The sequence below is a fragment of the Streptomyces sudanensis genome (genome assembly GCF_023614315.1).
Classification (GTDB): domain Bacteria; phylum Actinomycetota; class Actinomycetes; order Streptomycetales; family Streptomycetaceae; genus Streptomyces; species Streptomyces sudanensis.
Window position 1 is genome coordinate 725,292 of the sequence record NZ_CP095474.1, and the last position, 26,248, is coordinate 751,539.

At 72.8% G+C, this 26,248-nt stretch carries 23 protein-coding genes and 1 pseudogene; 11 read left to right on the forward strand and 13 right to left on the reverse strand.

The annotated features are described in order from the left end of the window. Positions 1-36: 36 nt before the first annotated feature. Together MW084_RS03170 and MW084_RS03175 are read right to left on the reverse strand one after the other, a co-directional pair. The coding region (locus MW084_RS03170; RefSeq protein WP_420833756.1) for an ATP-dependent helicase at positions 37-1,373 on the reverse strand (1,337 nt) is incomplete at its 3' end. A gap of 160 nt (positions 1,374-1,533) precedes the next feature. Then, positions 1,534-1,923, reverse strand: coding sequence for an MGMT family protein (locus MW084_RS03175; RefSeq protein ID WP_010469093.1), 390 nt, complete (start codon positions 1,921-1,923; stop codon positions 1,534-1,536). 143 nt (positions 1,924-2,066) lie between these two features. Here MW084_RS03175 and MW084_RS03180 point away from each other — a divergent pair, with 143 nt between their 5' ends. The 6 genes from MW084_RS03180 (at position 2,067) to MW084_RS03205 (ending at position 11,639) form a co-directional block, all read left to right on the forward strand. Continuing rightward, a complete protein-coding gene (locus MW084_RS03180; RefSeq protein ID WP_010469092.1) occupies positions 2,067-4,790 on the forward strand; it encodes a lysylphosphatidylglycerol synthase domain-containing protein in 2,724 nt (907 codons plus the stop codon). A gap of 323 nt (positions 4,791-5,113) precedes the next feature. Further along, positions 5,114-5,512 (forward strand): TOBE domain-containing protein, encoded by a 399-nt coding sequence (locus MW084_RS03185; protein ID WP_010469091.1) that lies wholly within the window; start codon positions 5,114-5,116, stop codon positions 5,510-5,512. 58 nt (positions 5,513-5,570) lie between these two features. Next, on the forward strand, positions 5,571-6,332 hold the full coding sequence (gene modA / locus MW084_RS03190) for a molybdate ABC transporter substrate-binding protein (protein WP_010469090.1): 762 nt from the start codon (positions 5,571-5,573) through the stop codon (positions 6,330-6,332). Beyond that, on the forward strand, positions 6,329-8,278 hold the full coding sequence (locus MW084_RS03195) for an ABC transporter permease (RefSeq protein WP_010469089.1): 1,950 nt from the start codon (positions 6,329-6,331) through the stop codon (positions 8,276-8,278). Before modA ends, MW084_RS03195 begins: the two co-directional genes overlap by 4 nt. A 93-nt stretch (positions 8,279-8,371) precedes the next feature. Continuing rightward, positions 8,372-9,976, forward strand: a complete 1,605-nt coding sequence (locus tag MW084_RS03200; protein WP_010469087.1) for an alpha/beta hydrolase — start codon at positions 8,372-8,374, stop codon at positions 9,974-9,976. Between the two features lie 109 nt (positions 9,977-10,085). Continuing rightward, the gene (locus MW084_RS03205) at positions 10,086-11,639 is read left to right on the forward strand and encodes an alpha/beta hydrolase (protein ID WP_029553336.1); all 1,554 of its coding nucleotides are present in this window, start codon (positions 10,086-10,088) and stop codon (positions 11,637-11,639) included. Between the two features lie 195 nt (positions 11,640-11,834). Here the strand turns inward: MW084_RS03205 and MW084_RS03210 are convergent, their stop codons facing one another. From MW084_RS03210 to MW084_RS03220, 3 genes are all read right to left on the reverse strand, one after another. Further along, positions 11,835-12,104, reverse strand: a complete 270-nt coding sequence (locus MW084_RS03210) for a type II toxin-antitoxin system Phd/YefM family antitoxin (protein ID WP_050986728.1) — start codon at positions 12,102-12,104, stop codon at positions 11,835-11,837. A 131-nt stretch (positions 12,105-12,235) separates the two neighbouring features. Beyond that, entirely contained in the window at positions 12,236-12,532 is a 297-nt protein-coding gene (locus MW084_RS03215) for a hypothetical protein (RefSeq protein WP_010469082.1), read from the reverse strand. Positions 12,533-12,705: 173 nt separating this feature from the next. Beyond that, entirely contained in the window at positions 12,706-13,104 is a 399-nt protein-coding gene (locus tag MW084_RS03220; RefSeq protein ID WP_338057681.1) for an ATP-binding protein, read from the reverse strand. A 190-nt stretch (positions 13,105-13,294) separates the two neighbouring features. Here MW084_RS03220 and MW084_RS03225 point away from each other — a divergent pair, with 190 nt between their 5' ends. The 3 genes from MW084_RS03225 to MW084_RS03235 all read left to right on the forward strand — a co-directional run bounded on the left by MW084_RS03225 (position 13,295) and on the right by MW084_RS03235 (position 14,633). Continuing rightward, a complete protein-coding gene (locus MW084_RS03225; RefSeq protein WP_010469080.1) occupies positions 13,295-14,128 on the forward strand; it encodes a helix-turn-helix domain-containing protein in 834 nt (277 codons plus the stop codon). Between the two features lie 11 nt (positions 14,129-14,139). Then, entirely contained in the window at positions 14,140-14,340 is a 201-nt protein-coding gene (locus MW084_RS03230) for a DUF397 domain-containing protein (RefSeq protein ID WP_010469079.1), read from the forward strand. A gap of 92 nt (positions 14,341-14,432) precedes the next feature. After that, positions 14,433-14,633, forward strand: a complete 201-nt coding sequence (locus MW084_RS03235; protein ID WP_010473495.1) for a DUF397 domain-containing protein — start codon at positions 14,433-14,435, stop codon at positions 14,631-14,633. 264 nt (positions 14,634-14,897) lie between these two features. Here MW084_RS03235 and MW084_RS03240 read toward each other — a convergent pair whose 3' ends face one another. Together MW084_RS03240 and MW084_RS03245 are read right to left on the reverse strand one after the other, a co-directional pair. Further along, positions 14,898-15,461 (reverse strand): hypothetical protein, encoded by a 564-nt coding sequence (locus tag MW084_RS03240; protein ID WP_275563463.1) that lies wholly within the window; start codon positions 15,459-15,461, stop codon positions 14,898-14,900. A gap of 215 nt (positions 15,462-15,676) precedes the next feature. Then, positions 15,677-16,486: pseudogene (locus tag MW084_RS03245) on the reverse strand (transposase family protein). A 341-nt stretch (positions 16,487-16,827) separates the two neighbouring features. Between MW084_RS03245 and MW084_RS03250 the strand changes: the two are divergent. Continuing rightward, entirely contained in the window at positions 16,828-17,943 is a 1,116-nt protein-coding gene (locus MW084_RS03250; RefSeq protein ID WP_158684354.1) for a hypothetical protein, read from the forward strand. Positions 17,944-18,006: 63 nt separating this feature from the next. On the opposite strand, the gene MW084_RS03255 is transcribed toward MW084_RS03250, so the two are convergent. Then, positions 18,007-18,312, reverse strand: a complete 306-nt coding sequence (locus MW084_RS03255) for a hypothetical protein (RefSeq protein WP_158684353.1) — start codon at positions 18,310-18,312, stop codon at positions 18,007-18,009. Positions 18,313-18,954: 642 nt separating this feature from the next. Here MW084_RS03255 and MW084_RS03260 point away from each other — a divergent pair. Then, positions 18,955-19,179, forward strand: a complete 225-nt coding sequence (locus tag MW084_RS03260) for a cold-shock protein (RefSeq protein ID WP_010473478.1) — start codon at positions 18,955-18,957, stop codon at positions 19,177-19,179. Between the two features lie 422 nt (positions 19,180-19,601). On the opposite strand, the gene fxlM is transcribed toward MW084_RS03260, so the two are convergent. The 5 genes from fxlM to MW084_RS03285 all read right to left on the reverse strand — a co-directional run bounded on the left by fxlM (position 19,602) and on the right by MW084_RS03285 (position 26,160). Continuing rightward, positions 19,602-20,822, reverse strand: a complete 1,221-nt coding sequence (fxlM, locus tag MW084_RS03265; RefSeq protein WP_010473477.1) for a methyltransferase, FxLD system — start codon at positions 20,820-20,822, stop codon at positions 19,602-19,604. Between the two features lie 79 nt (positions 20,823-20,901). After that, entirely contained in the window at positions 20,902-22,053 is a 1,152-nt protein-coding gene (locus MW084_RS03270; protein WP_255114504.1) for a lanthionine synthetase C family protein, read from the reverse strand. Beyond that, entirely contained in the window at positions 22,050-25,121 is a 3,072-nt protein-coding gene (locus MW084_RS03275; protein WP_275563464.1) for a lantibiotic dehydratase, read from the reverse strand. The genes MW084_RS03270 and MW084_RS03275 overlap by 4 nt, the downstream gene beginning before the upstream one ends. 60 nt (positions 25,122-25,181) lie before the next feature. After that, the gene (locus tag MW084_RS03280) at positions 25,182-25,358 is read right to left on the reverse strand and encodes an FxLD family lanthipeptide (protein WP_010473471.1); all 177 of its coding nucleotides are present in this window, start codon (positions 25,356-25,358) and stop codon (positions 25,182-25,184) included. Positions 25,359-25,518: 160 nt separating this feature from the next. Next, positions 25,519-26,160 carry a Scr1 family TA system antitoxin-like transcriptional regulator gene (locus MW084_RS03285; protein ID WP_255114506.1) on the reverse strand — a complete coding sequence of 214 codons (642 nt, stop codon included), beginning with the start codon at positions 26,158-26,160 and terminating at the stop codon, positions 25,519-25,521. Between the last annotated feature and the right edge of the window lie 88 nt (positions 26,161-26,248).

Sequence of the window (26,248 nt, forward strand, 5' to 3'; positions counted from 1 at the left end):
GTCACTANNGNNNGAGCACTGNNCNNNGCCCTGCGNGCCTCCGGAGCCCCCGCGGCCCCCGGGGGGCGCAGGGCCGCCGCGGCCGTGGCGCGCAGGGCGGTGAGGAGCGGGGCTACCGCCGGTTCGTGGCGCAGCGCCACGTCCGCGCCGTCCACCTCCAGCGGCACGCCCGCCGAGGTCAGGGCGCGGCGCAGGGACGGCAGGGAGCGGGCGCCGGCGCGCACCAGGACGGCCATGTCGCTCCACGGCACCCCGTCCTCCAGGTGCGCGCGGCGCAGGACGTCCGCGATGTTGTCCAGCTCCGCGGACGCGGTCGGGAAGGTGTACGCCTCGACCCGCCCGCCCTCGCGGACCGGCGCCAGGTCGCGGTGGGCCCGCACCGTGGCGGCGGGCAGGCGCGGCAGCGGCATCCTGGCCGCGAGCAGCCGGGTCGCGGCCAGGACCGCCGGGGCGTTGCGCCGCGCGGTCCGCAGGACGGCGACCGGCGCGGGGCCGCCGTCCGCGCGCCGGAACGCGTGCGGGAAGTCGAGGACGCCGTTGACGTCCGCGCCCCGGAACGCGTAGATCGACTGGTCGGGGTCGCCGAACGCGTACAGGGTCCTGCCCCGCCCCGCGATGGCCTGGAGCAGCCGCACCTGCGCCGGGTCGGTGTCCTGGTACTCGTCGACGAACACCGCGTCGTACGCGGGGAGCGTCACGCGCTCGGCGAGGAGCACCGCGCGGTGCACCAGCTCCGCGTAGTCGAGGACGCCCTGGAGGTCGAGGACGTCCAGGTACTCGGCGAGGAACCCGGCCGCCGCCGACCAGTCGCGCCGCCCCGTGCGCGCGGCGAACGCGGCGAGCGCCCGCGGACCGAGGCCCAGCTCCCGGGAGCGGGCCAGCACGGCGCGCACCTCGTCGGCGAAGCCGCGCGTGGTCAGGCAGGCCCGCAGCTCGTCGGGCCAGTGGACGCGGGCCAGCCCGTCCCGCTCCAGGTCCAGCTGCCCGGCGAGCAGTTCGCGTACGGCGACGTCCTGCTCGGGGCCGGACAGCAGGCGCAGCGGCTCGGCGAACAGGTCGGCGTCCTGGTGGGCGCGGACCAGGGCGTAGCAGTACGAGTGGAACGTCGTCGCCTGCGGGGCGCGCACGCCGGGCAGCCGGGCGGCCATGCGGTCGCGCAGTTCGACGGCGGCCTTGCGGCTGAAGGTGAGGACGAGGATCCGCTCGGGGTCGGCGCCCCGCTCCACGCGCGCCGCCACCGCCTCGACCAGCGTCGTCGTCTTGCCGGTGCCGGGTCCCGCGAGGACCAGGAGCGGTCCGTCCGCGTGGTCAACCACCGCCCGCTGCGCCGCGTCCAGGAGAGGAGGGGCCACCGGGTCCGGCGGGGTGCGCACCAGCCGGTACGCGCCCGGGGGCCCCGGTCGTGCCGGGTCCTGGTGCGGTGCGCGCCGGGTGGTGGAAGGGGAACTCACGTGGATCGCCGGTCCTGGGGGGTCGTGCCGGGGNTACAAAGAGGTGGAGAAGGGGCGCGGCTCCGCCGTATGGCGGAAGCTGTCAGTTGTGAGCCATCGCACGCCCGGTGCCGTCCGCGCCGCCGCCGGTGCCGTCCCAGCGGGCCCGGCCCATGTCGAGGCGGGGTGCGGGGGCCGGGGCGCCGCGCCCCGGCGCGGCCTCCCGGAGCGGGGTGGCCTCCGCGCGGTAGTACCCGAGCGCGCGCCGCTCGTGCCCGGGCAGCGGCCGGCCGTCGGCGCGCACCACGCGCCACCACGGCACGGCCCCGCCGTACAGCGCCATGACCCTGCCGACCTGGCGGGGGCCGCCCTCGCCGAGCCATTCGGCGACGTCCCCGTAGGTCAGCACCCGGCCGGGCGGGATGAGTTCGACGACCTCCAGGACGCGTTCCGCGTACTCCGGAAGCCGGTCGGGGCGCTCGTCGGCAGTCATCGGCACCATCCTGCACCACGGGTACGACAACGCGGGCATCGCACCCTGATGCCCCTCCCCGCCCCCCGGCCGTGCCACCATCTTCCGGGCGGTGACAGGTGAGACGAGATCGTGAAGACGGAGAGAAGGCGAGGGAACGGGACGTGCGGCCTCCCGACGTGGCGAGTGCTTCCGGTGCCGGGCCGTGCCCGGACACCGCCTCGCGCGGCGGGCCGGAACGCGGCGGGCCGGAGCGCGGCGGGGACGACGGGCCCGGCCCGCCCGGCGCCCCCGCCGAGCAGCACGGCGACCTCTCCGGCGACGAGCCGCTGCTCGCCGCGCGCGTGCACCGCCCCTCGGACCTGCTGCGCCTCCTCGTCGGCGTCCTCGCGATCACCGTCGTCATCGGGATCGCGGCCTTCGCCAGCGGCACCACCTCGGGGCTCGAACAGGACATCAGCAAGGGCACCGGCCAGGCCCCGGACGTGTTCGTCAAGGTGGCCGGGCTCGTCTCCAGCATCGCCGTGCTGCTCGTGCCCGTGGCGTTCGCGATCGAGCGGCTGGTCAAGAGGGACGGGCTGCGCCTCGCGGACGGCGTGCTGGCGGCCGTGCTCGCGCACGGGCTGACCCTCGCGACGGACCTGTGGGTGGCGGGGCCGGCGCCCGCGACGATCCGGGACGCGCTGACGCAGCCGCAGGGCGGCGGCGTGCTCACGGACCCGGTGCACGGCTACCTGGCGCCGGTCATCGCGTACATGTCGGCGGTCGGCATGGCCCGGCGCCCGCGCTGGCGGATCGTCCTGTGGGTGGTGGTGCTGCTCGACGCGTTCACCATGCTGGTGGCGGGCTACACCACCCCCCTGTCGATCGCCCTGACGATCCTGATCGGCTGGACGGTCGCGTACGGCGCGCTCTACGCGGTCGGCTCCCCGAACGTCCGCCCCACCGGCCAGACGCTCCTGGCGGGCCTGCGGCACGTCGGGTTCCGCCCGGTGTCCGCGATGCGCGCGGAGGGCCTGCCGGACTCCGCCGAGCAGGGCGACCGGGGCCGCCGCTACCTGGTCACCCTGGAGGACGGCCCGCTCCTGGACGTGACGGTGGTCGACCGGGAGCAGCAGGCGCAGGGGTTCTTCTACCGGGTGTGGCGCCGGATGACGCTGCGCGGCATCACCACGCGCAGCTCCCTGCAGTCGCTGCGGCAGGCCCTGGAGCAGGAGGCGCTCCTGGCGTACGCGGCGATCGCCGCCGGGGCGAACGCGCCGAAGCTGATCGCCACCTCCGAACTCGGCCCGGACGCCGTGATGCTGGTGTACGAGCACCGCGGCGGCCGCTCCCTCGACGCGCTGGCCGACGAGGAGATCACCGACGAGGTGGTGCGCGGCTGCTGGCGGCAGGTCCGGGCGCTGCAGTCGCGGCGCATCGCGCACCGCAGGCTGACGGGCGACGCCCTGCTGGTGGACCACTCCGGCAACGTGGTGATCACCGACCTGCGCGGCGGCGAGATCGCCGCACGCGACCTGGTGCTGCGGATGGACATCGCGCAGCTGCTCACCACGCTCGGCCTGCGGGTCGGCGCGGAGCGGGCGGTCGCGGCGGCCGTGGAGGTCCTCGGCCCCGACAAGGTCGCCGGCTGCCTGCCGCTGCTCCAGCCGATCGCGCTCAGCCGGTCCAGCCGCGCGACGCTGCGCAGGCTGGCCCGCGAGCGGTCGCAGCGGGAGCGGGAGGCGGTGCTGCAGGCGTCGGAGGCCGCGAAGCGGGCCCGGCTGGAGGCGTCCGCCGAGGCCGGCGAGACGGACCCCAGGACGGGGCGCAGGGCGGTCCGGGCGGAGAAGCAGGCCGAGAAGCGGGCCCTGGAGGACGCCCTACACGGGGCGCGCGAGGAGGACCTGCTGGCGCAGATCCGCCGCCAGGTGCTGCGGATCAGGCCGCAGGCCCCGGTGGAGCCGGTGCGGCTGGAGCGGATCAGGCCGCGCACGCTGATCAGCCTCATCGCGGGCGCCGTCGCCGCGTACTTCCTGCTGTCGCAGATCGCCAGCATCCCGCTGTCGACGATCAGCGACGCGGACTGGGCCTGGGTCGCGGTGGCCCTCGCCTGCTCGGCGCTCAGCTACGTGGCGGCGGCGATGAGCCTGCTGGGCTTCGTACCGGAGCGGGTGTCGTTCCCGCGGACGGTGGTGGCGCAGGTCGCCGGGTCCTTCGTCAAGATCGTCGCGCCCGCCGCGGTCGGCGGGGTCGCGCTCAACACGCGGTTCCTCCAGCGGGCCGGGGTGCGGCCGGGCCTGGCGGTGGCGAGCGTCGGGGCGTCGCAGCTCTTCGGGCTGGGCGCGCACGTCCTGCTGCTGCTGGCGTTCGGCTACCTGACCGGAACCCAGCGCTCGCAGGGCGACCTCACCCCGTCCCGGACGGTCATCGCGGGGCTGCTGACCCTCGCGGTGCTGCTGATGGTGGTGACGGCGGTCCCGGCGCTGCGGAAGTTCGTGTCGACGCGGCTGCGGTCGCTGTTCGCCGGGGTGGTGCCGCGCATGCTGGACGTCCTCCAGCGGCCCGGCAAGCTCCTGACCGGCATCGGCGGGATGCTGCTGCTGACGGCGACGTTCGTGCTCTGCCTCGACGCGTCGGTCCGGGCGTTCGCCGGCGGCGAGCAGCCCCTGTCGTACGCGAGCCTCGCTGTGGTGTTCCTGGCGGGCAACGCGCTCGGGTCGGCGGCGCCCACGCCGGGCGGCGTCGGCGCGGTCGAGGGCGCCCTGCTGGCCGGCCTGGTGCTGGCCGGGGTGCCGAAGGAGGTCGCGGCGCCCGCGGTGCTGCTGTACCGGCTGCTGACGCTGTGGCTGCCGGTGCTGCCGGGCTGGGTGTCGTTCAACCACCTCACGCGCAAGGACGCCCTGTAGGGACCGCGCCCGGCCGACGGGTCCGGTCGGCGGGCGGGGCCGGTACCCGGGCGGGGCGGTACCCGGGCGGGGCCGTACGCCCTCCCCCGCGCGCCCCATACACCCGGTACACCCGGTACACCCGGTACGCGGCCGGGGCCGTACCCGCCCGACCGGCCCGTACGCCCTCCCCTGCCGCGCACCCGGCAGGTCCGCGCGCCCCGGCCCGCGCCCCCGGACCGGCCCGCACGCCCGGCGGAGCCGGACGACCAGGGTCGCAGCCGCGAGGGTGAAACGCCGACACCGCTTGCGGATGCCGCTCCACCGCGCCTAGATTGCCGCGCATGCGTTCCTACACCTCGCAGCAGGCGGCACGCCTCCTGGGCGTGAGCGCCGACACCGTGCGCCGCTGGGCCGATGCCGGGCGGCTCCCCACGCGCCGGGACGAGGGCGGACGGCGGCTGGTCGACGGCCGCGACCTGGCGGCGTTCGCCGTCGAGCTGGCCGCGCGGTCCGGCGAGGGAGCCGAGGCGCCGCCCTACACCAGCGCGCGCAACGCGTTCCCCGGCATCGTCACCGCCGTGCGGCTCGGCGACGTGGCCGCCCAGGTGGAGATCCAGGCCGGCCCGCACCGGCTGGTGTCGCTGCTGACCCGCGAGGCCGTGGAGGAGCTGGGCCTGGAGGTGGGCGTCGAGGCGGTGGCGCGGGTGAAGTCGACCAACGTCCACATCGACCGTGCCTGACCGCCCGCGCGGCGCCCGCGCGCCCGTACCCGTACCCGCCGACCGTCCGGAGGTCCCCGTGCGCCGTGCCGCGCGCCGCGCCGTCGCCGCCCTGCTGGCCGCCGCCCTGCTGCCGCTGGCGGCCTGCGCCGGCGCCGGCGCCCCGGCGGAGCCGGGCGGCAGGCTGACCGTGCTGGCCGCCGCGTCCCTCACCGACGTCCTGGAGGACGCGGGCGCCGCCTACGAGGAGGAGCACCCCGGTACCGACGTGGTGTTCTCCTTCGCCGGATCGCAGGAGCTGGCCTCCCAGGTGCGCCAGGGCGTACCGGCCGACGTCCTGGTCACCGCCGACGCCCCGACCATGGACGGCCTGGGCGGCGCGGTCGGCGAGCCCGTCGTCGTCGCCCGCAACCGGCTCGCCGTCGTCACCGCCGAGGGGAACCCGAAGCGGATCACCGGCCTGAAGGACCTGTCGCGGCCCGGGGTGAAGGTGGTGCTGGCCGCTCCCGAGGTGCCGGCCGGCCGCTACAGCCGGCAAGTCCTCGACGGGGCCGGGGTGGAGGTGCGGCCCGTCTCCCGGGAGCCGAGCGTCCGCGCCGTCCTGGGCAAGGTCCGGCTGGGCGAGGCGGACGCCGGACTGGTGTACGTCACCGACGCGACCGCCGCCCGCGACGAGGTCGACGCGGTCGCCGTACCGGACGCGCACAACGCCGTGGCCTCCTACCCGGCCGCGGTCCTCGGCTCCGCGCGCGACGCCGGCGCGGCGCGCGACTTCGTGGCGTGGCTGCGGTCGCCGCGCGCACGGGCGCTGCTGACGGCGGCCGGTTTCGAGGTGCCGTGATCCGCGCCCGGCGGACCCCCGTCCCGTTCGCGGTGCCCGCGCTGGCCGCGGTGGTGTTCCTGCTGCTGCCGCTCGCCGGGGTGCTGGCGCACGCCCCGTGGCGCACCCTGGGGCAGCGGCTGACCGCGCCCGCCGTACGGGAGGCGCTCGGGCTGTCGCTGGCGGTGTCGGCGTGGGCGCTGGGACTGTCGCTGCTGCTCGGCGTGCCGCTGGCGTGGGTGCTGGCCCGGGTCGACTTCCCCGGCAAGGCGCTGGTGCGGGTGCTGGTGATGCTGCCGATGGTGCTGCCGCCCACGGTGGCGGGCGTGGCCCTGCTCCAGGGGTTCGGGCGGCGCGGGCTGCTGGGCGGGGTCCTCGCGGACCGGTTCGGGGTGTCGCTGCCGTTCTCGACGGCGGGCGCGGTGGTGGCGGCGGCGTTCGTGGCGATGCCGTTCCTGGTGATCAGCCTGGAGGGGGCGCTGGCGGGGCTGCACCCGCGCCACGAGGAGACGGCCGCGTCGCTGGGCGCCTCGCCCTCGCGGGTGTTCCTCACGGTGACCGTGCCGATGGTCGGGCCGGGCCTGGTGGCGGGGGCGGCGCTGTGCTGGGCCCGGGCGCTGGGCGAGTTCGGGGCGACGATCACCTTCGCGGGGAACCTGCCGGGCACGACGCAGACGCTGCCGCTCCAGGTGTACCTGCTCCTCCAGAACGACCCGGACGGCGCCGTCGCCGTGTCGCTGCTGCTGCTCGTCGCGGCCGCGGCGGTCCTGGTCGCGCTGCGCGGGCGCTGGCTGGGCCCCGCCGCGGTGCGGCGGGCCCCGCGCCCGGCACCCGCCCCGGTAGAGGAGCGGGAGCAGGAGCGGGACGGCACCGGCCGGCCCCCCGGCGAACCGGCGGGCGGGCACCCGGCGGGGGCGGCGTGGCCGCTGTCGGCCGGGGTGGGCGGGGCCACCGCCGTCCGCCTGGACGTGCCCGCCGGGACGACGGTCGCCGTCGTCGGGCCGAACGGCGCCGGCAAGAGCACCCTGCTGCGCGCCCTGCTGGGCCTGACCCCGCGCGCGACCGCCACCACCCTGCGCCTCGGCGGGCCGGAGCTGGCCGGCCTGCCGCCGCACCGGCGCGGCATCGCGTGGGTGCCGCAGGACGGGGCGCTGTTCCCGCACCTGACGGCGCTGGCCAACACCGCGTACGGGCCGCGCGTCCGGGGCGTGCCGCGCCGCCGCGCCCGCCGGGAGGCCCGGGAGTGGCTGGAGCGGCTCGGGGTGGGCCACCTGGCGCACCGCAGGCCGGGCGAGCTGTCCGGCGGGCAGGCCCAGCGGGTGGCGCTCGCCCGGGCCCTGGCCGCGCGGCCCCGGCTCCTGCTGCTCGACGAGCCGCTGGCCGCCCTGGACCAGACGGCCCGCGCGCGGGTGCGGCACGCCCTGCGGCGGCACCTGGCCGGGTTCCCCGGCGTGTGCCTGATCGTCACGCACGACCCGGTGGAGGCCGTGTCGCTCGCCGACCGCGTCCTCGTCCTGGAGGAGGGGCGCCCCGTGCAGTACGCGGAGCCCGCCGAGGTGGCGCGGCACCCGCGCTCCCCGTGGGTGGCGCGGATGCTCGGCCGCAACGCCTGGCCGGGCACCGTGTGCGGCGGCGGCCTGGACACGGCGGACGGCGCCCGGCTGGTCACGGCCGCCGACCCGGCGCCCGCCGACGGCTCGGCCGCCCTCGCCGTGGTGGCGCCCGAGGCGGTGTCGCTGCACCGCGCCCGCCCCTCGGGGAGCCCCCGCAACGTGTGGCGGGGCACCGTGCGGGAGCTGACCGCGCACGGCGCGCGGCTGCGGGTCCTGGTGGCGGGCGCCCCGGGCGCGCCGTCCGACGTGGTCGCGGAGGTGACCCCGGCCGCGGCGGCGGACCTGGGCCTCGCGGAGGGCTCCGGGGTGTGGCTGAGCGTGAAGGCGACCGAGATCACCGTCGTACCCCTGTAGGCGCGGCCCGCGTCCCGGCGCCCGCCCGCGGCGGGCCACCCGCATGGGCGCCCGTCGCGGGCGGGGGGACGGCGGGGCGCCGACGATGGACCCATGCCGACCACCCGCCCCGCCCGGAGGACGACCGCCCGGCGGACGACCGCCCGCCGGCGCACCGCCGTCCTCGCCGCCGCGGCCCTCCTCGCCGCCGCCGCGGGGTGCGGCGGCGACGGCGGCCGGGACGGAGGGGAGGACGCCGGCGGGGAGGCGATGCGGAAGCTGGCCGCGCAGAAGCTGTCGTGGAAGCCGTGCGCGCCCTCCGCGACGGAGGGCGGTGAGGTGCCGCCGAGCCCGCTCCCGGACGGCACCCGGTGGGAGTGCGCCTTCATGGACGCCCCGCTCGACCACGCCGACCCCGGGGGCGAGACGATCGAACTGGCCCTGATCCGCGCCGGGGCCCGCGACCGGTCGCGGCGGATCGGTTCGCTGCTCTTCGACTTCGGCGGCCCGGGCGTCTCCGGGGTCACCGCCCTGCCGTCGTTCACCCCCGAGTACGAGACGCTGCGCCGCCGTTACGACCTGGTCGGCTTCGACCCGCGCGGAGTGGGCCTGAGCAGCGGCGTGAAGTGCCTGGAGCCCCGCGCGCTGGACGCGTTCTTCGCCCGGGACGCGACCCCCGACGACGCCGCCGAGGAGAGGGCGTACCAGAACGCGCTGAAGGAGTACGCGCAGGCGTGCGAGGAGAGGTCGGGCGAGGTGCTGCCGCACGTCGGCACGGAGAACGCGGCCCGCGACATGGACCTGATGCGGCGGGTCCTCGGCGACGACCGGCTGCACTACTTCGGCTTCTCGTACGGCACGGAGCTCGGCGGGGTGTACGCGCACCTGTTCCCGCGCCGGGTGGGCCGGGCCGTCTTCGACGCGGTCGTCGACCCGGGCGCGACCGCCGAGGAGGGGGCGCTCGGCCAGGCGAAGGGGTTCCAGCTCGCCTTTCGGAACTTCGCCGCCGACTGCGTGCGGCGGGGCGACGCCTGCGCGCTGCCCGGCGGCACCCCGCAGGAGATCGAGCGGTTCGTCACCGGCCTGCTGGAGCGGCTCGACGAGCGCCCCGTCCGGGGCATCGGCGACCGCGCGCTGACCCAGACGCACGCCGCCAACGGCATCGCGCAGGCGCTGTACTCCAGGGAGTACTGGAAGTACCTGGAGCAGGGCCTCGACGAGGCGGACGGCGGGGACGGCGCGCTGCTGCTGGCCCTGTCCGACTCGCTGAACGGCCGGGACGAGAACGGCGACTACGACAACCTCCAGGCGGCGAACGCGGCGATCAACTGCGTCGACACCAGGCAGCGGTTCACCGCGGAGCAGGTGAGGGCGAGGCTGCCCCGGTTCCGCGAGGCGTCGCCCGTGTTCGGCGAACTCCTCGCCTGGGGGATGCTGGGGTGCAGCCAGTGGCCCGTCCCGGGCCGGTCGGACCGCCCGGACGTGAGCGCCCCCGGCGCGCCGCCGATCCTCGTCGTCGGGACGACGGGCGACCCGGCCACGCCCTACGAGGGCGCCGCGGCCATGGCGTCGGCGCTGGGCGAGGGCGTCGGCGTGCGGGTGACGTACCGGGGCGAGGGGCACGGCGCGTACAACGGCGGCGACGCCTGCGTGCGGCGGGTGGTGGACGGCTACCTGCTCGACGGGAAGGTCCCCGAGCCGGGGACCGTCTGCCCGTGACGCCGCCCACCGGGGCGCGGGGGACGAAGCGCCTACGATGGCTGTTCGACGGCGGGAGGCCCGGCGCGCCCGGGGGAGCTTGGGGGGACACGTGATCGAGCGCAAGCGGGTGCGGGCCGCGGCGGCGGTGCTCGCGGCGGCCCTGGCGGCCGGCGTGACCGCGGGCTGCCGGGGCGGGGACGCGGCCCCGGACGGCGGCCCGTCGGCGAGCTCTGCGAACAGCGCCGCGGACCGGCCCGGGAGCAGCCCGGGCATGCCGGCGCTGCCGGCCACGCTGACCGGCCAGAAACCCCGGTGGGAGCCGTGCGGAGCCCCCGACGGCGAGCGGGAGCCGGGGCCGGAGTGGCGGTGCGCGACGGTACGGGTGCCGCTGGACTACCGCAAGCCGGACGGCGAGACCCTGCCGGTGGCGCTGATCCGCAAGGAGGCCCGCGACCGGTCGAAGCGGATCGGCTCCCTGCTGTTCAACTTCGGCGGCCCCGGCGCGTCGGGCGTGGAGATGCTGCCGGGCTTCGCGCCCGACTACGAGGCGCTGAACACCCGGTACGACCTGGTCGGCTTCGACCCGCGCGGCGTCGGCGGCAGTTCGGCGGTGGTGTGCCGGTCCGACGAGGAGCAGGCGCGTGCCGAGGCGCGGATCGACCCGACACCGGACACCCCGGCCGAGGAGGCCGCCTACCTGAAGGACGGCTCCGACTTCGGGGCCGGCTGCGCCCGCCGCTCCGGCAAACTCATCCCCCACGTGACCACCGGCAACACGGCCCGCGACCTGGACGTCGTCCGCCACGTCCTCGGGGACCCCGAGCTGCACTACTTCGGCATCTCGTACGGCACGCAACTGGGCGCGGCGTACGCGCACCTGTTCCCGGGACGCACGGGCCGGACGGTGCTGGACGCGGTGGTCGACCCGACCGCCGACAGCGAGGGGCACGCCCGCCACCAGACGACGGGCTTCCAGCGGGCGCTGGACAACTACTTCGCATCCACCGGCGAGGACCCCGCGGAGGGCACGGCACGGGTGGCGCGCCTGCTGGAGCGGCTCGACGAACGGCCGCTGGAGACGAGGAGCGGCCGGAAGCTGACGGAGGGCCTGGCCCTCACCGGCATCGTCACCCCGCTGTACGCGGAGAGCGGCTGGCCGCTGCTGACGGAGGCGCTGCGGGAGGCGGAGGACGGCCGGGGCGACGCGCTGCTGCGCCTCGCCGACATGTACAACAACCGCGACGCGGACGGCCGCTACGGCACGGACAGCCACTCCCAGCGGGCGATCTCCTGCGCCGACACCGACCAGCGGCCCACGGCGGCCCGGGCGAGGGAGCTGCTGCCCGAGTTCCGGCGCCTCTCCCCCGTGTTCGGGGAGTTCCTCGCCTGGGACACGGCGGGCTGGTGCGCGAACTGGCCGGTGAAGGGCGAACCGGCGGACCGGGACGTGTCCGCGCCGGGCGCCGGGCCGATCCTGGTCGTCGGCACGACGGGCGACCCGGCGACCCCGTACGAGGGCGCCCGCAGGATGGCCGACGGCCTGGGCGAGGGCGTCGGCGTGCTGGTCACCAACAAGGGCGAGGGGCACGGCGCGTACGGCACGTCGGCGTGCGTGACCCGGACCGTCGACGACTACCTCCTCCGGGGCGAGGTCCCCGAGGACGGCACCACCTGCCCCTGACGGGCCCACCCGGAAGGGGTCGGCGGCACGGGGACGCCCGCGGGGGCGGCGGGGCGGGCCTCGTGCGGCCGACGGACGGGCTCGGTCGGTGTGACGACGGCGAGCGCCGTTTCGGCCGGCCGTTCCCCAAGGACCAACCACCGGCGCACGCCCCTGATGCCGGTGTCGAGGAGACGTCGCGCCCACGTCGAGCGGTCAGCGACCGTACGCGGCGCCGGGTCGGGCGTAGGTCATGGCGTCCTGGTCGGCGCGGAACGCGTCGAGGCCGATGTCGGGCACGGTCCCGGACATCGCGGCGAACTCCTGACGGGAGACGAACCGGCGGCGGCACCGCAGAGGCACGAGCTGTCCGATCGGACGTCCGTCACGGATGACGGTGAACGACTGGCCGCCCCGCACGGCGTCCATGACCTCCCGGGACCGGTTGCGCAGATCCCACTGGGTGATTTCGGGCTGAACACTCACACCCCTCACGGTAGGACCCCGTACCCCACGAGGGCATCCCGTAGGACAAGGACCTGTACCGACAGGCCCTTCCAAGGCCCCGAGGCCCGAGGACTACAGCCCACCGGGCGCCCGGAGCCCGTCGGTTCGGGTCAGACCATGGGGCGGCGGCGGGCGCGGAGCCAGTGGACGCCCTTCACCGCGTGGGCGGCGATGGAGAGTCCGAGACCGAAGAGGGCGAACCAGAACCAGGACCCCGCCCTTGTGAGGCTCAGCATCAGGCCGCAGAAGAACAGCAGGGAGCCGACTCTGTCGAGCAGGTCGAGGAACGCCCCGGGACGTGCCGACGGGTCGGCCCTGCGCACTCGTCGGATGCCGGGAACGAGGGCGAAAACCTGCAAGACGGTCAGACCGACAACGATCCAGAGGAGCCAATCGGGTATGTCCACGGCGCGCACTGTATCGCCCCGTGGTTCCCGGGTGCTCGGCCGCGTGACGGTGCGGACGGCAGGAGGCGGACGGCGGACGGCAGACGGCAGACGGCAGACGGCAGACGGCAGACGAACGTCCGCGCACCGCGGCGATCCCCCGCAGACCTGAGGCTCCCTCCCCCCCTCGCGCCTCAGACGTCGACCTCCGCGTACGCCGTCTTGCCCGGTCCCCCGCCCTCGCGGGGCACCACCGCCCAGCGGCTCGCCAGCGCCGACACCAGCCACAGGCCACGGCCCGACTCCGCGTCCGGCTCGGGCGGTGCCAGGGGCGGCACCGGCGGCACGCGGTCGTTCCGCGTGTCGGTGACCTCCACGCGTACGAGCCCTGCGGCCGGGTCCAGCGACAGGCGGAGCCTGAAGTCCTGGCCGGGCACGCGGCCGTGCGTCACCGCGTTCGCGGCGAGTTCGGCGACGATCAGGGTCACCGTGGCGTTCGTGTCGGAATCGTGCGGGTGGCCCCAGGCGTCGAGGCGATGGGAGGCGAGTCTGCGAGCCAGTCGGGCACCACGCGGTGTCGACGTGAACGACATGCAGAACTCCCGCACCGGACACGGAGGTCGGCGGGTCTCCCCGGAAGGGTGGGTTTCCGTCGTCATGGCCACGAGCCTGGTCCGGCGCGCGTACCGTCACCAGCGACGACGCCCTTACACACGGTGGCCGTGCGCCTGCCGTGGGTGCCTTGTCGGGGGGCGGCGGTGAGCCAGGTGCGAGGGGAGAGCGATGACACAGGTTCCGGAGCAGGTCGGCGGGCAACGGGGACAGGACCCGGCCGACGAGTTACTGCGGTCGTTCGGCCGGCAGATCAAGATCCTTCGGCAGCGCGCCGGACACACCCAGGCCGCCCTGGGGGAACTCCTCGGATACAGCGAGGCACAGATCGCGGCCATCGAGCAGGGGCGGCGCGTCCCACGGCCCGACACCATCGACAGGCTCGACCACCTGCTGGAAGCCGAGGGCATGCTGCTCGCCATGAAGCGGCCCGTGGCACTGACCCGATACCCGGCGTTCTTCCGCGACGCGGCCCGCATCGAGGAGACGGCGGTCGAGTTCCACCAGTACGCCCCGCTGATCGTGCCCGGCATGCTCCAGACCGAGGAGTACGCCAGGACCATGTTCACCGTCTGGCGCCCGCGGAGGAGCGAAACCGAGATCGAGCAGATGGTCTCGGCCCGACTCGAACGGCACAGGCTCTTCGATCGCAAGCCGGCGCCCGTGCTCAGCTTCGTCCTTGAGGAAGCGGTCCTTCAACGGCCCATCGGTGGGGTGGACGTCCTTCGGGGGCAACTGGAGCACCTGCTGCTGGCCGGGCAGAACCCCAACGTGGAGATCCAGGTGATGCCGACCCAGGTGACCGATCACGCCTGCGTGGACGGCCCCTTCACCCTCATGGTGCCGGAGGGCGGGGAGCAAGTGGCTTACGTGGAGAGTCAGGGAAGCGGTCGCGTGCTCACTTGTCGGGAAACCGTCCGGGGTATCGCCGCTCGGTATGGAATCATCCGGGCACAGGCGTTGCCGCCTGCCAAGTCCCAGAACCTGATCGAGAAGTTGTTGTGAGAAGGAGACCCATGAACACCGAGCGGTCCGAGATCCCACAGCTCCACTGGATCAAGAGCACCCACAGCGGAGGCGAAGGCGGTGATTGCGTCGAGATCGCCCCTGCCCCCTCCGCCATCCACGTCCGCGACTCCAAGGACACCGGACAAGGCACCCTCACCGTCACACCGGGCGCCTGGACGACGTTCCTCGACCTCGCCCGCCGAAGCTGACCGACACCCGCACCACCCGACGTGTCACCGGTCTGGTGATCGCCCGCCACGTCCCACCGCTTGATCGAGCAGTCGCTGCGAGGAGGAGACCCATGAACACCCCGCGGTCCGAGGTCCCACAGCTCCACTGGATCAAAAGCACCCACAGCGGAGGCGCGGGGGGCGATTGTGTCGAGATCGCCCCTGCCCCCTCCGCCATACACGTCCGCGACTCCAAGAACACCGGACAAGGCACCCTCACCGTCACACCGGGCACCTGGACGACGTTCCTCGACCTTGCCCGCCGAAGCTGACCGACACCCGCACCACCTAAAGCGCTCCCGGCTCGGCTGACCGTAGGCGCTTTCGCGCAGGATCGACCTCGGCAAGCAGAAAACCGCGCATACGGCTGCGCAGACCCTGTGGCCGTCCCCTCGGGGGCGGCCACAGACGCGTCTCCGGGAGGTCCGGCGCGTCCGTACCGCACCGACGAGACGGGCAGCGGACGGACGCTCGGCCCCGTGAACCATCGTCGGGACTCCGCCGGCCTGGTACGGCAACCTCCCTCACCGAGTGCTCTACCAGTGGTGCCGGACTTCTTCCGGTGCGATGTCCCACGAGGTGCCCGCGATACCGCCGGTACGGAAGAACAGGGCCCAGGTGACGACACCGTCGCCGGCCCGCTGCGTGCCCGGCTCGATCTCGAAGCCGTCGACGAACATGTCTCCCTCGGGGCTGAACCTGACCCCCGCGTTGTGCTCGACGGCGTACGCCTCCATCTCTCGCGAGAGTTCGGACGGCACACGGCCGATCAAACGGATCCCCCCGTACGTGACTTGCGGGCCGCGCAGCCCGTCGACAAGGGCGCAGGTCAACCCCACGCCTTCGACGAAATAGCACTTCACGGCCGGTCGCTTCCATCTGTCCGCTTCGGCCCGGTGGAACTGGACGCGCCACTGGGAGCGGTCCCAGTTCCAGCGCTCGATCTCGTTCTGCTCGGCGGTGAAGCCGTGCTCCGCCATGGCGGCAACCGCATCGTGCCGGTCCATGCCGAAGCACAGGGGCCCGATCGTCCGGCGGGGGACGAACCCCCACTGCTCGCGCTCGGAGTCCGCGAGCGCCACCCAGTAGTCCGTGTTCACGGTCCGATGATCGTCCACATGGATTCCCTCGGCACACTCCGACAGGAAGGCCCGAAAAGAACGACCTGACCGAGTGGAGGCCAGGTCACCCCCACTGCACGCGAGTCGGCAGCCGTGGACCACTTCCGGTACGGCTCACTCCCTCGGCAACGCCACCGTTTCTTTTCGAAATTCGTGGACCAGGTGATCACCCACTGAGGTTTTCTCATCGGTGTTCACTTCCGGATTCCGTTGGGAATGAGGGCTGCTCGGGCGATGTCGCCGGTCCGGTGGGGGCTGAGCGTGACGTGCTGCAGGATGCGCCATCGCTGCTTGAGTTCGGCGGTGGTGCGCTCGCCCGGGGCCCGGACATGCCGCAGTGGCATGTTGGGCATGCGGGTGTCGGCGTGGAGTGCCTGTTCGGACTGGCCCTTTGGGCGGCGGACCGGGATGCGGATGCCGATGCCCGCGCCGATGTAGCCCTTGTCCGCCAGGGTCGGAAGGCCCTCGGTGGCGGCCTTGTGAAGGGCGGGCAGGGCGTGCAGGCGGGCGGCGGTGATGTCGGTGACGCTGCCGGGCTCGACGTCGGAGACTTACAGGGGGGTGCCGTCCGGAGCGGACAGGAATTGGATGTTGCCGCCGAACGCCTTGTGCTTCTGGCTGAACCACAGGTCGTTGCCGTTGTCCCGGAGGCCGGCGAGGCGGTCGGACTCGATCAGTGTGCCGTCGAGGATCACGTGTGTCATGCCCTCACCTCGGCAGCGGGAGAGGACTTCGTACAGGTCCGGGGCCTTCTCGGAGAGGATGTCGATGCCTTCGTGCAGGTAGCGGTAGCCGGTGGCCTGGGAGATTCCGGCGTCGCGGGCCAGGCAGTGCACGCACCCGCGCTCGCGGAACCAGCGCAGGACCGGTACGGCCTGGCGGAACGGGCCCAGCGCCCGCGAGCCCTTCGGCGTGCCGATGCGTCGTCGGTGTGCGGCCGGCAGGCGGGACAAGTACTCCACGGCATGGCGTGGGACATCGAGCGTGGCAACAGAGGTGACCAACGTGAAGCCTCTGGTGGTTACAGACATGATCTTGTGGTGAGACCTGTCCCACCAGGGGCTTTACGTCTGTCCAGAGCCGGGGCCGCCCCGCCCGATCCACCCGGACCCACACCGATCAGCCCGCTTCGCGGAGATCATTTCGCTGAGAAACCCTCACTCAGTCGATTTGGCGCCGCACCCACCAAGTCCGCGCCCGCCGAAGCCGCCACGCCGCCCGCGACCGAAGAGACTGCGATCGCGACTCCGCTGCAGTACAGGCAGGCGAATGGGGCAAGAGGGCAATCCCCGCCAGTGCGAGCAGGCCTGAAAGCGCGGTGCACATGCCAAGGGGCTGTGATTCGATGCGATTCGAAGATCTCAACGACCCCGGCGAAAGGATACCTGTGCATCTTCTCCGCCTCGCCGCAGCAACTGCAACGGCGTCCGTACTCGCCATCTTGATCCCCACTACGGCCACGGCCACGGCCAGACCAACGGTTGCGGAGCGTACCGCCGCCACCGTCGACGTTAGCAAGAGCCAGCTGACCGACGAGCAGATACGTGCCTTGTGGACGCCTACGCGCATGAAGGAAGCGCTCCGTAATCCTGCAAAGGCGCCCGCAGCGCGTCCGGACCACGCACGCAAGGGCCGAAGCGCTGCTCCGCAGCAGGAACTGATGGCATCAGCGCCTGCTCAGGGCTTCGACGCGAAGGCCGCCGCGCCTCAGACGAACGCAACAGCCGCAGCAGTGCCTGTCTCTCAAGCAGCCCCCACTATCAATGCCGTGGGCAAGCTGTTCTTCTTCACACCTGACGGGGAACCTAACCACTGCACTGCGGCGTCGATTGCTTCAACTAACAAGAACACCATCTGGACTGCCGGCCACTGCGTCCATCTTGGTAACGGCTCGGGTGACGCCGGCTGGATGAAACACTTCCTGTACGTTCCGGGGTACCAGGATGGAGCTGAGCCCCTCGGGTCGTGGACTGCCGCCCACCACTACGCCCCGACAGCTTGGACCCAGGACGGAGACCAGTTCGAAGCCGACATGGCAACCCTCGTGCTCAACCCGCACCGAGACCACGGCACCCTGCTGGACGCGGTCGGGTTCGCGTTCGGCTATCAGTTCACTGAGAACGGGACGGACTACGCAAATACTGTTGCGGTGGGATACCCGGTTAAGGGCTACCAGCGCACCGACCTCGACGGGGAGCGCCTGATGTACTGCGCAGGCGACACCACCGACGCCAGCTTCTTGAACCCCTTTGATGACAGGATCAAGATCGACTGTGACATGGGTGAGGGAGCCAGCGGGGGGCCCTATGTGTGGGGTCCTCAAAACGATCCTCGCATCGTCGGAGCCGCCAGCCACCACGAGGCCGACAAGGACACCAAGCAACGCGTCAGTGATGACATGTTCTCGTCGGAACATGGAACCTACGCGGCCGCGGTGATCAACACCGCCAATGGTGTCTGACTCTGAAACAGAATGCAGCGACGGGCCCCTCCCGCACAGGAAGGGGCCCGTCGCCGGTTCCCATCAGTCGACCAGGACTGTCGGCGGCCTCTCAGGAACGATGTACTTCCGCGACTCCGACCACATCGCCTCAAAGATCTCCCGGTCAGTCATCTGGTCGATGTCGGCCGGAAGCTTCTTTCCTGACCTTGCCAACGCGGCCTCCCACTGTCGGATGTAGTCCTCACGGACAGGAGGCTCCGTCGTGTGCGACTCCACCGACACCACGTCATCCTCGCTCATCACCAACGTCGCGCCTACCGTCACCGCCGAGCCGCAGAGCGCACCCAGTAGCGTTGCCAGCACGACAATCCGCTTCCGCACAGCCATGCCGCTGAGACTAGCCGACACTCTCAACGCCTTCACCAGATGCTGACTCTCACTCGGGTGAGCAGGGCTTCTCAACGGAGTATCCGTTTGTTTCTCAGCATGCACTGAGGTTTTCTCAGTGAAATGATCTCCGCGAAGCGGGCTGATCGGTGTGGGTCCGGGTGGATCGGGCCGGGCGGCCCCGGCTCTGGACAGACGTAAAGCCCCTGGTGGGACAGGTCTCACCACAAGGTCATGTCCGTAACCACCAGTGGCTTCGCGTTGGTCACCTCTGTTGCCACGCTCGACGTCCCACGCCATGCCGTGGAGTACCCGTCCCGCCTGCCGGCCGCATACCGACGACGCATCGGCACGCCGAAGGGCTCGCGGGCGCTGGGCCCGTTCCGCCAGCGTCACCGACCGATCTCCGCATAGGCTCCGGATCGGAAGGCTCGGTCGTGGTAGTGCGCGCCGTGGTCGCGCCACAAGCGCACCAGGTGGCGTGGAGAAGAGCGGTCGACAGCGCTTCCTTGCAGGGGCGCGACATTACGTCAAGGACAGTCGTTCCACCAGGTCACAGCCCCAAAGGAGTCGTAACCACCAGTGATTCCAAACCTGGGTGCCCGATACCCCGGCACGGAAGGGACCCGTAGGGTTCCCCGCATGGTGACTGCGACTGTCCGCGAGTGGCACGACGAGGAAGGGTGGGGCGTGCTCGACTCCCCGGAGACACCCGGCGGTTGTTGGGGGCACTATTCCAACATCCAGATGGAAGGTTTCCGCACGTTGTCGCCGGGACAGCGAGTGGACCTCCAGTGGGAGGCCCCCGGCTTCAAGCAGGACGGGTACGATTACCGGGCGGTGAACATCGTGCCTTGGCCGGTCTGACATCCACGCCTGGCATCAGCGACGGCGGACGGCAGCGGTTGTGAGCGGTCCACGACAACCTTGCTTCGTGGATCGGCTGAGTACTGCCCGCTGTGGTCTCCTGGTGACCGCCCCTGCGTTGTCCCGTGACTCGGGAAGAGGCCGACGGGTCGCCACGGCCGGACCGGCTGGTCGGGTTCCGCCGCGACTCGCGGTCCCTCGGGGTTCCGGTCAAGCGGGTCGAACCGAACGTCGGCAAGCCGTCTTCAGGGGTGCGGAACGGCCTGGGGGTCGGGCCGCCCCCGGGCCGTCCGGCCTCGGCCGAAGCCGACCGGCGACCGGCGACCGGCGACGACGGAAGCCCACGGCGTCCGATCAGGTCGGAGCCGTGGGCTTCGTCCGTCCCGCTGGCCAGCGGGACCGGTGGTCGACAGGACCGGTGGTCAGTAGGTGATGACGAGGCGCACGGAGGGCTTGTCGATGACGTGGCCGTGTGCGAGCCGGCTGTCGGGGGTGCCTGCCGGGTAGGCGGTGATCGACGGCTGGATGCTGCGAGCGGTGTCCCATGCTCGGAGTCGGGTGGTCAGCCGTTCGGCAAGGTTCCGGGCGTCGGGGCCGTATCCCGCGGCGCCGAGGCGGTAGCGCCTGCTGCCGTCTTGGTCGATCGGTTCGAGGATCAGGTAGGCGAGGGAGTCCGTCTCGGCGAGGGCCGGGGTGAGGGCGGGGATCGCCGGCCGGTGCAGACCCGTCCCCTCGGCGAACGCCGCGGGTCGGACGGTGAGACGGCAGGTCGCCGGGTCGGTCGCGCTCAGGCGCAGCCAGATCCCGTCGAGCGGCTCGTCCGGCGCGACGGACACGTCCATCCACGCAACGTGCGCCCGGTCCGCGGTGAGGTTGTGGCGCAGGTCGGTGGGCTGGATGGGCTGGTCGGCGTCCCAGTACAGCTTCACGAGACGGTGCTCGTCGACGTAGTCCTCGCGCTCGCCGTCCTGCCCGATCATGGGGAGGAAGCCGCAGGTAGCGAGGGATTCGGATCGGAGGCGGTCGGCTTCCCGGACGAAGGCGACGCTGCGGGTCAGGCCGCGCCAGCGCAGGGGGAGGACGAGTCGGCCGCCGACAGGGAGCTGATCCCACCAGGTCGCCGGGAGGTCCCAAACGCCGACGGTGGCGATGATCCGGTCGTACGGGGCGAACTCCGGGGCTCCGAGGGCGGCGTCCCGGGCCAGGACCCGCACGTCGCCGAACCCTGCGGCGGTGAGGCGCTGCCGGGCGTGGGCGACGACGTCCTCGTGTACGTCGAGGGTGGTGACCTTCCCGTCCGGGCCGGTGAGGAGCTGCATGAGGGCGGCGTTGTAGCCGGTTCCCGCGCCCGCTTCGAGGATGTCGTGGCCCGGCTGGATGTCGAGCTGGGCGAGCATGAAGAACACCACGTCGGGCTGGGAGACACAGCTCAGCGGCAGTGTGTCGGGGTCGGGGTTGTCCTTGATGGTCACGGCCTGGTTGGCGTAGGCCGTCTCCAAGGGGGCCTGGGGGATGAACTCGTGCCGGGGCACCGTGCGCATCGCCGCCTCGACGCGGGGGTCGTGCAGGCCGGCGATGCGCTCCTTCACGATGCGGTCGACCAGGCGGTCGCGGAGGTCCTGTGGGCTGCTGGTGTCGGTCATGGTGTCCTTCCGAGGGTGCGCCCGCCCCGAGGCACGGTGCGGGCTGGGCCTTGCTGAATGGTGTCGCGGGTACGGCGACTCAGCCGCTCAGGAGCAGGCAGAGGTCCCACTGCGAGTCGGAGTCGGGGTCAGTACGTCCGCGCTCGGTGAGCCGGATCAGCTCGAGTCCCGCGCTGCCTTCCATGAGCGAGGGGTCGGGTGGTGGTCCGTGCTGTTCCAGGTGGGCTGTGAGGGCGGAGTGCAGCCGGGGCAGCAGGTCGTGCAGCCGTCCTTCCTTCTCGTCGTCGGCGGCACGGTGGGCTGCCTGTATGAGGCCGGCCCACCCGTGGCAGAGCGAGGTGTCGGAGAGCAGGGAAGTCTGCTCGGGGTCCAGGAGGCATCCGGCGAGGGCCTGTTCGGCGTGCTCTTGGAGGGAGGTGTCGCCGAGTGCGCGCCCGGCGAGCTGTTGGGCGCGGGCGATGCCCGGGGTGCCGTAGCACCAGGATGGCCGTGTGGGGCCGATGCGGGGGGTGTGGCCGCGCCGCTGCTCGTGGGGGTCGATCCATGCCGGCCACCGCGCGGTCGGGCCGGTGCCGGTCCTCCAGTCGTGCAGCCACTGGCAGATCCGGGTGATGGCGTCCTTGTGGCCGGTCACGGTGTGGTCGCGCAGTGCGGCCGTGGCGAGCAGGGCGAGTGGCCCGGCGATGCCATGTGCGAGGCCGAAGTTGCCGTGCCCTTCGACCGGCCACATGGCCCCCGGGCTACCGGTGGCCCACCAGCCGGGGAGCGTCTGCCCGCCGGACGTGACGGGCTCGGTGAGACGGACGAGGTAGGAGAGTGTGGCGTTCAGCTCGGCGGTGTTGCCTCGGCGCAGGTGGTAGACGCCCAGTCCGGTGAGGCCGCTGATCAGGTCGAACTCGGCGGTGCTGGCGATCTGCCCGCGGGTGATGCGGTCGTGGGCCGCGTTCAGCCGCTCGGCGGTGATGCGCCGTACGTGGTCGTCCAGGGTGGTCAGAAGCCTTTCGGCGGCCGGGGTGTCGACGAAGGTCAGGACGTAGGCGACGGCTGGGGCTCCCTCGTACAGGCCGATCCCGTGCCGGGAGGCGGCCACGATCGGGCTGCGGAGCATGTCCGAGGCCCACGGTCGCATCGCGTCGGCGTTACCCGCGCCCGCTGCCGCTCCGACCGCGTGGAGGAGGGTGACGCCGGCGGCACCGAAGTACAGCGACTGCGGGCGTGGGGAACGGGTCACCGGTCGGTCCCCGTCCACGCGAGGCAGGCGACGGCGGCCTGCCGGGCGGCGCGTCGGCACGTCTTCTCGTCGTCCCGGCTGATGCCCCGCATCCGGTTGTAGTGCATGTGCAGCAGCGACTCCAGCACCATGTCGAGGTCCATGCCGTCGCCTACGTGGTCGCGGTAGCTGACGAGGGCGTCGCCGCGGCGGTGCCACGCTTCCGCGAGAGTGCCGCTCCAACCTCGCGCGGCCGGTGCCTGCGCGCGGGCGAGCCGGATGACCTGTTCCGTCACCGTGCGGTCCGCGACAGCCGCCATGGGCCGCCCGGCCAGCCAGCGCAGACCGTCCTTGGGCCCGAGCATGCCGCGGACGATGTCGATGAGGCCCACGGCTGTGAGGACCTGGCCGCCTGCACCGGCCGCCGGTAAGGCGAGTTGCGTGGCCGCCACCTGGGAGTCGGTGACGAACACGGTTTCGGCCCGCACCAGTGCGGCGCCGGTGCCGTAGCGGCCGGTCTCGGGGGTGTAGCTGGTGAACACCACATCGCCGATCATCCCGGAGTCGCGCAGCCTCGCCGTCCAGGCGCCGATCGCTTCGGTGTAGGTGTGCCGTTGCACTGCGCTCGCCGTCCGGATGCGCAGCCGAATGTGATCGGGCTCGTTGGGGCTGCGGTAGCGGATGTACCACCAGTCGGGGTGGTCGGGGAGGCTGGAGGCGAAGGGCGCCATGTGCTCGGTGATCAGCTCATCGTGCAATTCGGGGTGGGTGTAGAGGTGGACCGTCACCCAGGCCGCGTCCGGGGCGGCCGGGGGCGAGCCGAGTGTGCGGTTGCGTTGGACGGGCAGGTGCCCGGTGAGGGGGTTCGGCGCGGGCGGGCGGGTACTGACCATCGGTACGGCCACCTCGTGAACGCGGCTTCCGATCCAGCCGAAGCAGTCCTCCGGAGGTGCTTCGGTCAGCACCGCCCGCCCCTCACGGTCCAGGCGCTCGCGCAGGATCGCGGCGTGGGCGGGCACGTCGAGTGCGAGGCGCAGTACGCGGTCGTCGTCGCGGAGTTCCACCGGGCCCTGGCACTGCCACGTCGTGCGCCATGAGTCGAGAGCGTCCGACCACTGCGCCGGGGTCACTTCCGGCCCGGGAAGGTCGCCGGCGGACAGGTGCCAGCGGGCAGGCGCCAGGATGGTCTTGTCGTAGCGCACACGCGGCAGGAACGGCAGCCGCTCGGCGTGCGGCCCCCAGTCGAAGCCGGTCCATGCCGGGCCGAACGCGCGGGACAGGTGGGCGAGGAACCGGGCCAGGATCGGCGGTTGCTTGTCCAGCGCCATCGCGTGAAAGACCTGCGGTTCGATGACCTGCCGCCGGGAGAGGCTGACCAGGTGCAGACGACCGGACGCGACGGTGACGGCCAGGTCGTCCACGTCGATGACCTCGGTCTTCCCGTCGGCGGCCCGGTGCTCCCCGAGTGGGATGACGCGGGGCAGGTAGGCGGGGATGCGCGCGACGTTCTCGATGTGGGCGTACAGGCCCGGGAAGGACATCTGTGCTGTGAGCGCCCCCTGCACGCTGGCGGGGATTCGCCGGTACACCTCTTCCAGCCCCGAGCCGGTGGCCGCCGCCGTGAACCGCGAGGTGAGTGTTCCCGCGCTGCGTGCTGGCGTGACCGTGATCGTGAACTCGCTCCGAGCCAAGGCGGCGAGGTCGCGGGCGTGGATACGGGCGCACATCTCCACGGAGGGCGGCGCCTCCCCGCTCCCGACCGGTTCCCCGGCGATGTGCTCGATCAGTTCGTCGGTGAGGATCAGCTCGCGCTCTCCCGCTGCCACCGCACCCCAGGCGAGGGTCAGCAGCCGGGCGTCCCGCTCCGAAGCCGACGGCTTCGGTGCCGTCCTGCGGCTGCCGGGGTACAGCGCTGGATAGCCGAGCCCGGCCGCAGGGTCCACCACGTCCTTCAGCGGGACGAGGGTGCCGCTGCCGTACCGCTCCCAGAAGGCCGCGTAGTAGTCCTGCCAGACGCCCTGCCCGTTCGGCTGCCGGGTGAGTCGCAGCAGCACGTCGGCGGCGCGTTCCATCTGTCGGACGACGCTGTTGGGGACCTGCACGGCGGCATCGAGCACCAGGTCCACGGCGAGCGGGCAGCGCGCCGCGGCGGACAGGTCCCGGCATCGCCGCACCGCGACCTCGCGCAGTACGCGCTGCGCGCCGGCGGGGGCTTCATTGTGCTTCCATACCATCTGCTGGACCGCCACCAGACCGTCGAGGATGCTGGCGACCGCGGGCAGATCGTCTGCGCCGACGGCCCGGAGTTCACGGATCAGGTGACCGAGGGGGTCGGTCTCCGTCATCGGCGCTCGTAGGTTCGTCACCAGGACCTTCCGCGCGATCAGGGAAGCGATCAACGTGTGCGCCCCCGCCGGGTCGGCGTCGGGGAACGCGCGGCGGAGCACGGCCAGCAGCGCGCGGACGCCGACCGGGCGAGCCGCGTGCACTTCGATCATGCGGACGACGGTGCTGCGCCGAACGGCTGCACCGTTGGGCCCGCCGTGCTGGACGTGCAGGCGACCGCCGCGTGGCATGGCCAGGGAGCTGACGACGACACGCAGACGCTCCCGCAGTTCAGGGACCGCCTCAAGGGAACCGACGATATCCTCCAGCCACTCGGTGTCGGCGCGGACCACGGCGCGATGCGCGTCGCCCCAACGGAGCTGTGGCTCGCTGCCGATTCGTGCGGGTGCGATACCGGCGAACAGCCCGAACGGTGTCGGGCGTCCAGTGGCACGCAGCACATACGCGGCGGTGGAGAGGTAGGCGCGCCGGATCTGCCGAGGCGGCACCGGCTGCCCGTCGCAGACGGCGTCGAGTCTGGCGGCCAGTGCACTGCTCGCCTGCCGGATCGCCGCGGAGAACGCTGGTTGCGCCCATACCTCGCTGATCCACGTGCGAGCCGCATCGGTGTCGTGCGGCTCCGGCCACCACGAGGGAAGTCCCGTCAGCGGTATCACGGCGGCGCGCAAGAGCACCGCGTTCGTGCTTTGGTAGACCCGTCTGTGCTTGCCCATCGAACCCTCCACCTCGGTCCGTATCTCCATGGATGGGGAGCGTGGGGCCGGCGGAGTACGCCCCCCGGCCCCACGCTCAACGGTCGTACGTCAGACGGCGCTCGTGCACGACGAGGAGCACGTCGCCCCGCACCCGTCGCCGGTGCCGCACGCCTGCGGCAGCAGGTCGGCGCCCATCTCGGAGACGATCTCCACGTCCAGGTCGAACGGGTCGCTCGTTGCCGAGGTCTTCTCCTCGGTCGGCTGGGTCAGGACAGCAGGAGCCATGGTGTTTCCCTTCTTCGCGGTGTGCATCGGCCGGTTGGCCGTGTGCAACCCTTCCCGGCCGCCCACCCCACGGGGAGAGCGAGGTGGCTAAATGGCCGGGAAAGGGGGCCTCGTACCCGCCGCCATGCCGGCGGGTGGAGTCCGCCTCCCGCCCGAGCTGTTACACCCGGGGCCCCGCCCCTGAAGCGTCGGGCGGGAGGCGGAGCTTGTCAGGCCGCCGTGACGGCCTTGCGCAGGACCTCGGCCTTCTCCCTGTGCCGGTCGCGGGCCTGATCAGCAAAGTGCGGCTCTCCCTCGGCGACAGGGCCGTCTTCTCGATGAGGCCGAGGCCGTAGCCGTGAAGCTGAACCTGACAGGGGTCCGCGTGGTAGACGGTGAGCCCGATGCCCTCGGTGACGAGGACCGTCTGGCCGGGCAGAGCCAGCTCGACCACGGTGTCGGCCATCGAGCTCTCCACGAGCCGGATCTGGGCCTGTCCCTCCTCGATGAGCGACAGCAGGTAGACGAGTTGCCCGGCCATCACCTCCGAGTCGCTGCTGGGCCGGTCCAGGAAGTACCGGCCCAGCAGCACCGGCGGTTTTCTCCACGTGGTGCCCGCCTGAAGGTGCTCGAACGGCCGGCTCGGGTTCTCCGACCCGACGTAGCGCGCGTAACCCGCGGTCTGGAACCGGCATGGCAGGACGAGGGCGGCGTAGGACCGGTACCCGCGGGCGGCTTCCTCGACCGCGATCTGCCGGTTCCCCGGGAGGCAGACGTGTCCACAGCCACGCTTTGACTGTCGAACAGGCCCTCCCCACCTCATTCGCACGGAACGTCTGCCCGGCGAGCTGCAGCTCCCTGCGGTAGAGCTCCACGACGCGGCCGGTGATGCCTGTGCTGGGNNGANGNGT

Excerpts from the sequence above, each read along its gene's own strand:
- MW084_RS03250 (WP_158684354.1), top strand. The coding sequence starts at position 16,828 with ATGCGATTCGAAGATCTCAACGACCCCGGCGAAAGGATACCTGTGCAT.
- MW084_RS03275 (WP_275563464.1), bottom strand. The coding sequence starts at position 25,121 with ATGGAGATACGGACCGAGGTGGAGGGTTCGATGGGCAAGCACAGACGG.
- MW084_RS03200 (WP_010469087.1), top strand. The coding sequence starts at position 8,372 with ATGCCGACCACCCGCCCCGCCCGGAGGACGACCGCCCGGCGGACGACC.
- MW084_RS03175 (WP_010469093.1), bottom strand. The coding sequence starts at position 1,923 with ATGACTGCCGACGAGCGCCCCGACCGGCTTCCGGAGTACGCGGAACGC.
- MW084_RS03260 (WP_010473478.1), top strand. The coding sequence starts at position 18,955 with ATGGTGACTGCGACTGTCCGCGAGTGGCACGACGAGGAAGGGTGGGGC.
- MW084_RS03230 (WP_010469079.1), top strand. The coding sequence starts at position 14,140 with ATGAACACCGAGCGGTCCGAGATCCCACAGCTCCACTGGATCAAGAGC.
- MW084_RS03225 (WP_010469080.1), top strand. The coding sequence starts at position 13,295 with ATGACACAGGTTCCGGAGCAGGTCGGCGGGCAACGGGGACAGGACCCG.
- MW084_RS03255 (WP_158684353.1), bottom strand. The coding sequence starts at position 18,312 with ATGGCTGTGCGGAAGCGGATTGTCGTGCTGGCAACGCTACTGGGTGCG.
- MW084_RS03285 (WP_255114506.1), bottom strand. The coding sequence starts at position 26,160 with ATGAGGTGGGGAGGGCCTGTTCGACAGTCAAAGCGTGGCTGTGGACAC.
- MW084_RS03220 (WP_338057681.1), bottom strand. The coding sequence starts at position 13,104 with ATGTCGTTCACGTCGACACCGCGTGGTGCCCGACTGGCTCGCAGACTC.
- MW084_RS03235 (WP_010473495.1), top strand. The coding sequence starts at position 14,433 with ATGAACACCCCGCGGTCCGAGGTCCCACAGCTCCACTGGATCAAAAGC.
- fxlM (WP_010473477.1), bottom strand. The coding sequence starts at position 20,822 with ATGACCGACACCAGCAGCCCACAGGACCTCCGCGACCGCCTGGTCGAC.
- MW084_RS03280 (WP_010473471.1), bottom strand. The coding sequence starts at position 25,358 with ATGGCTCCTGCTGTCCTGACCCAGCCGACCGAGGAGAAGACCTCGGCA.
- MW084_RS03185 (WP_010469091.1), top strand. The coding sequence starts at position 5,114 with ATGCGTTCCTACACCTCGCAGCAGGCGGCACGCCTCCTGGGCGTGAGC.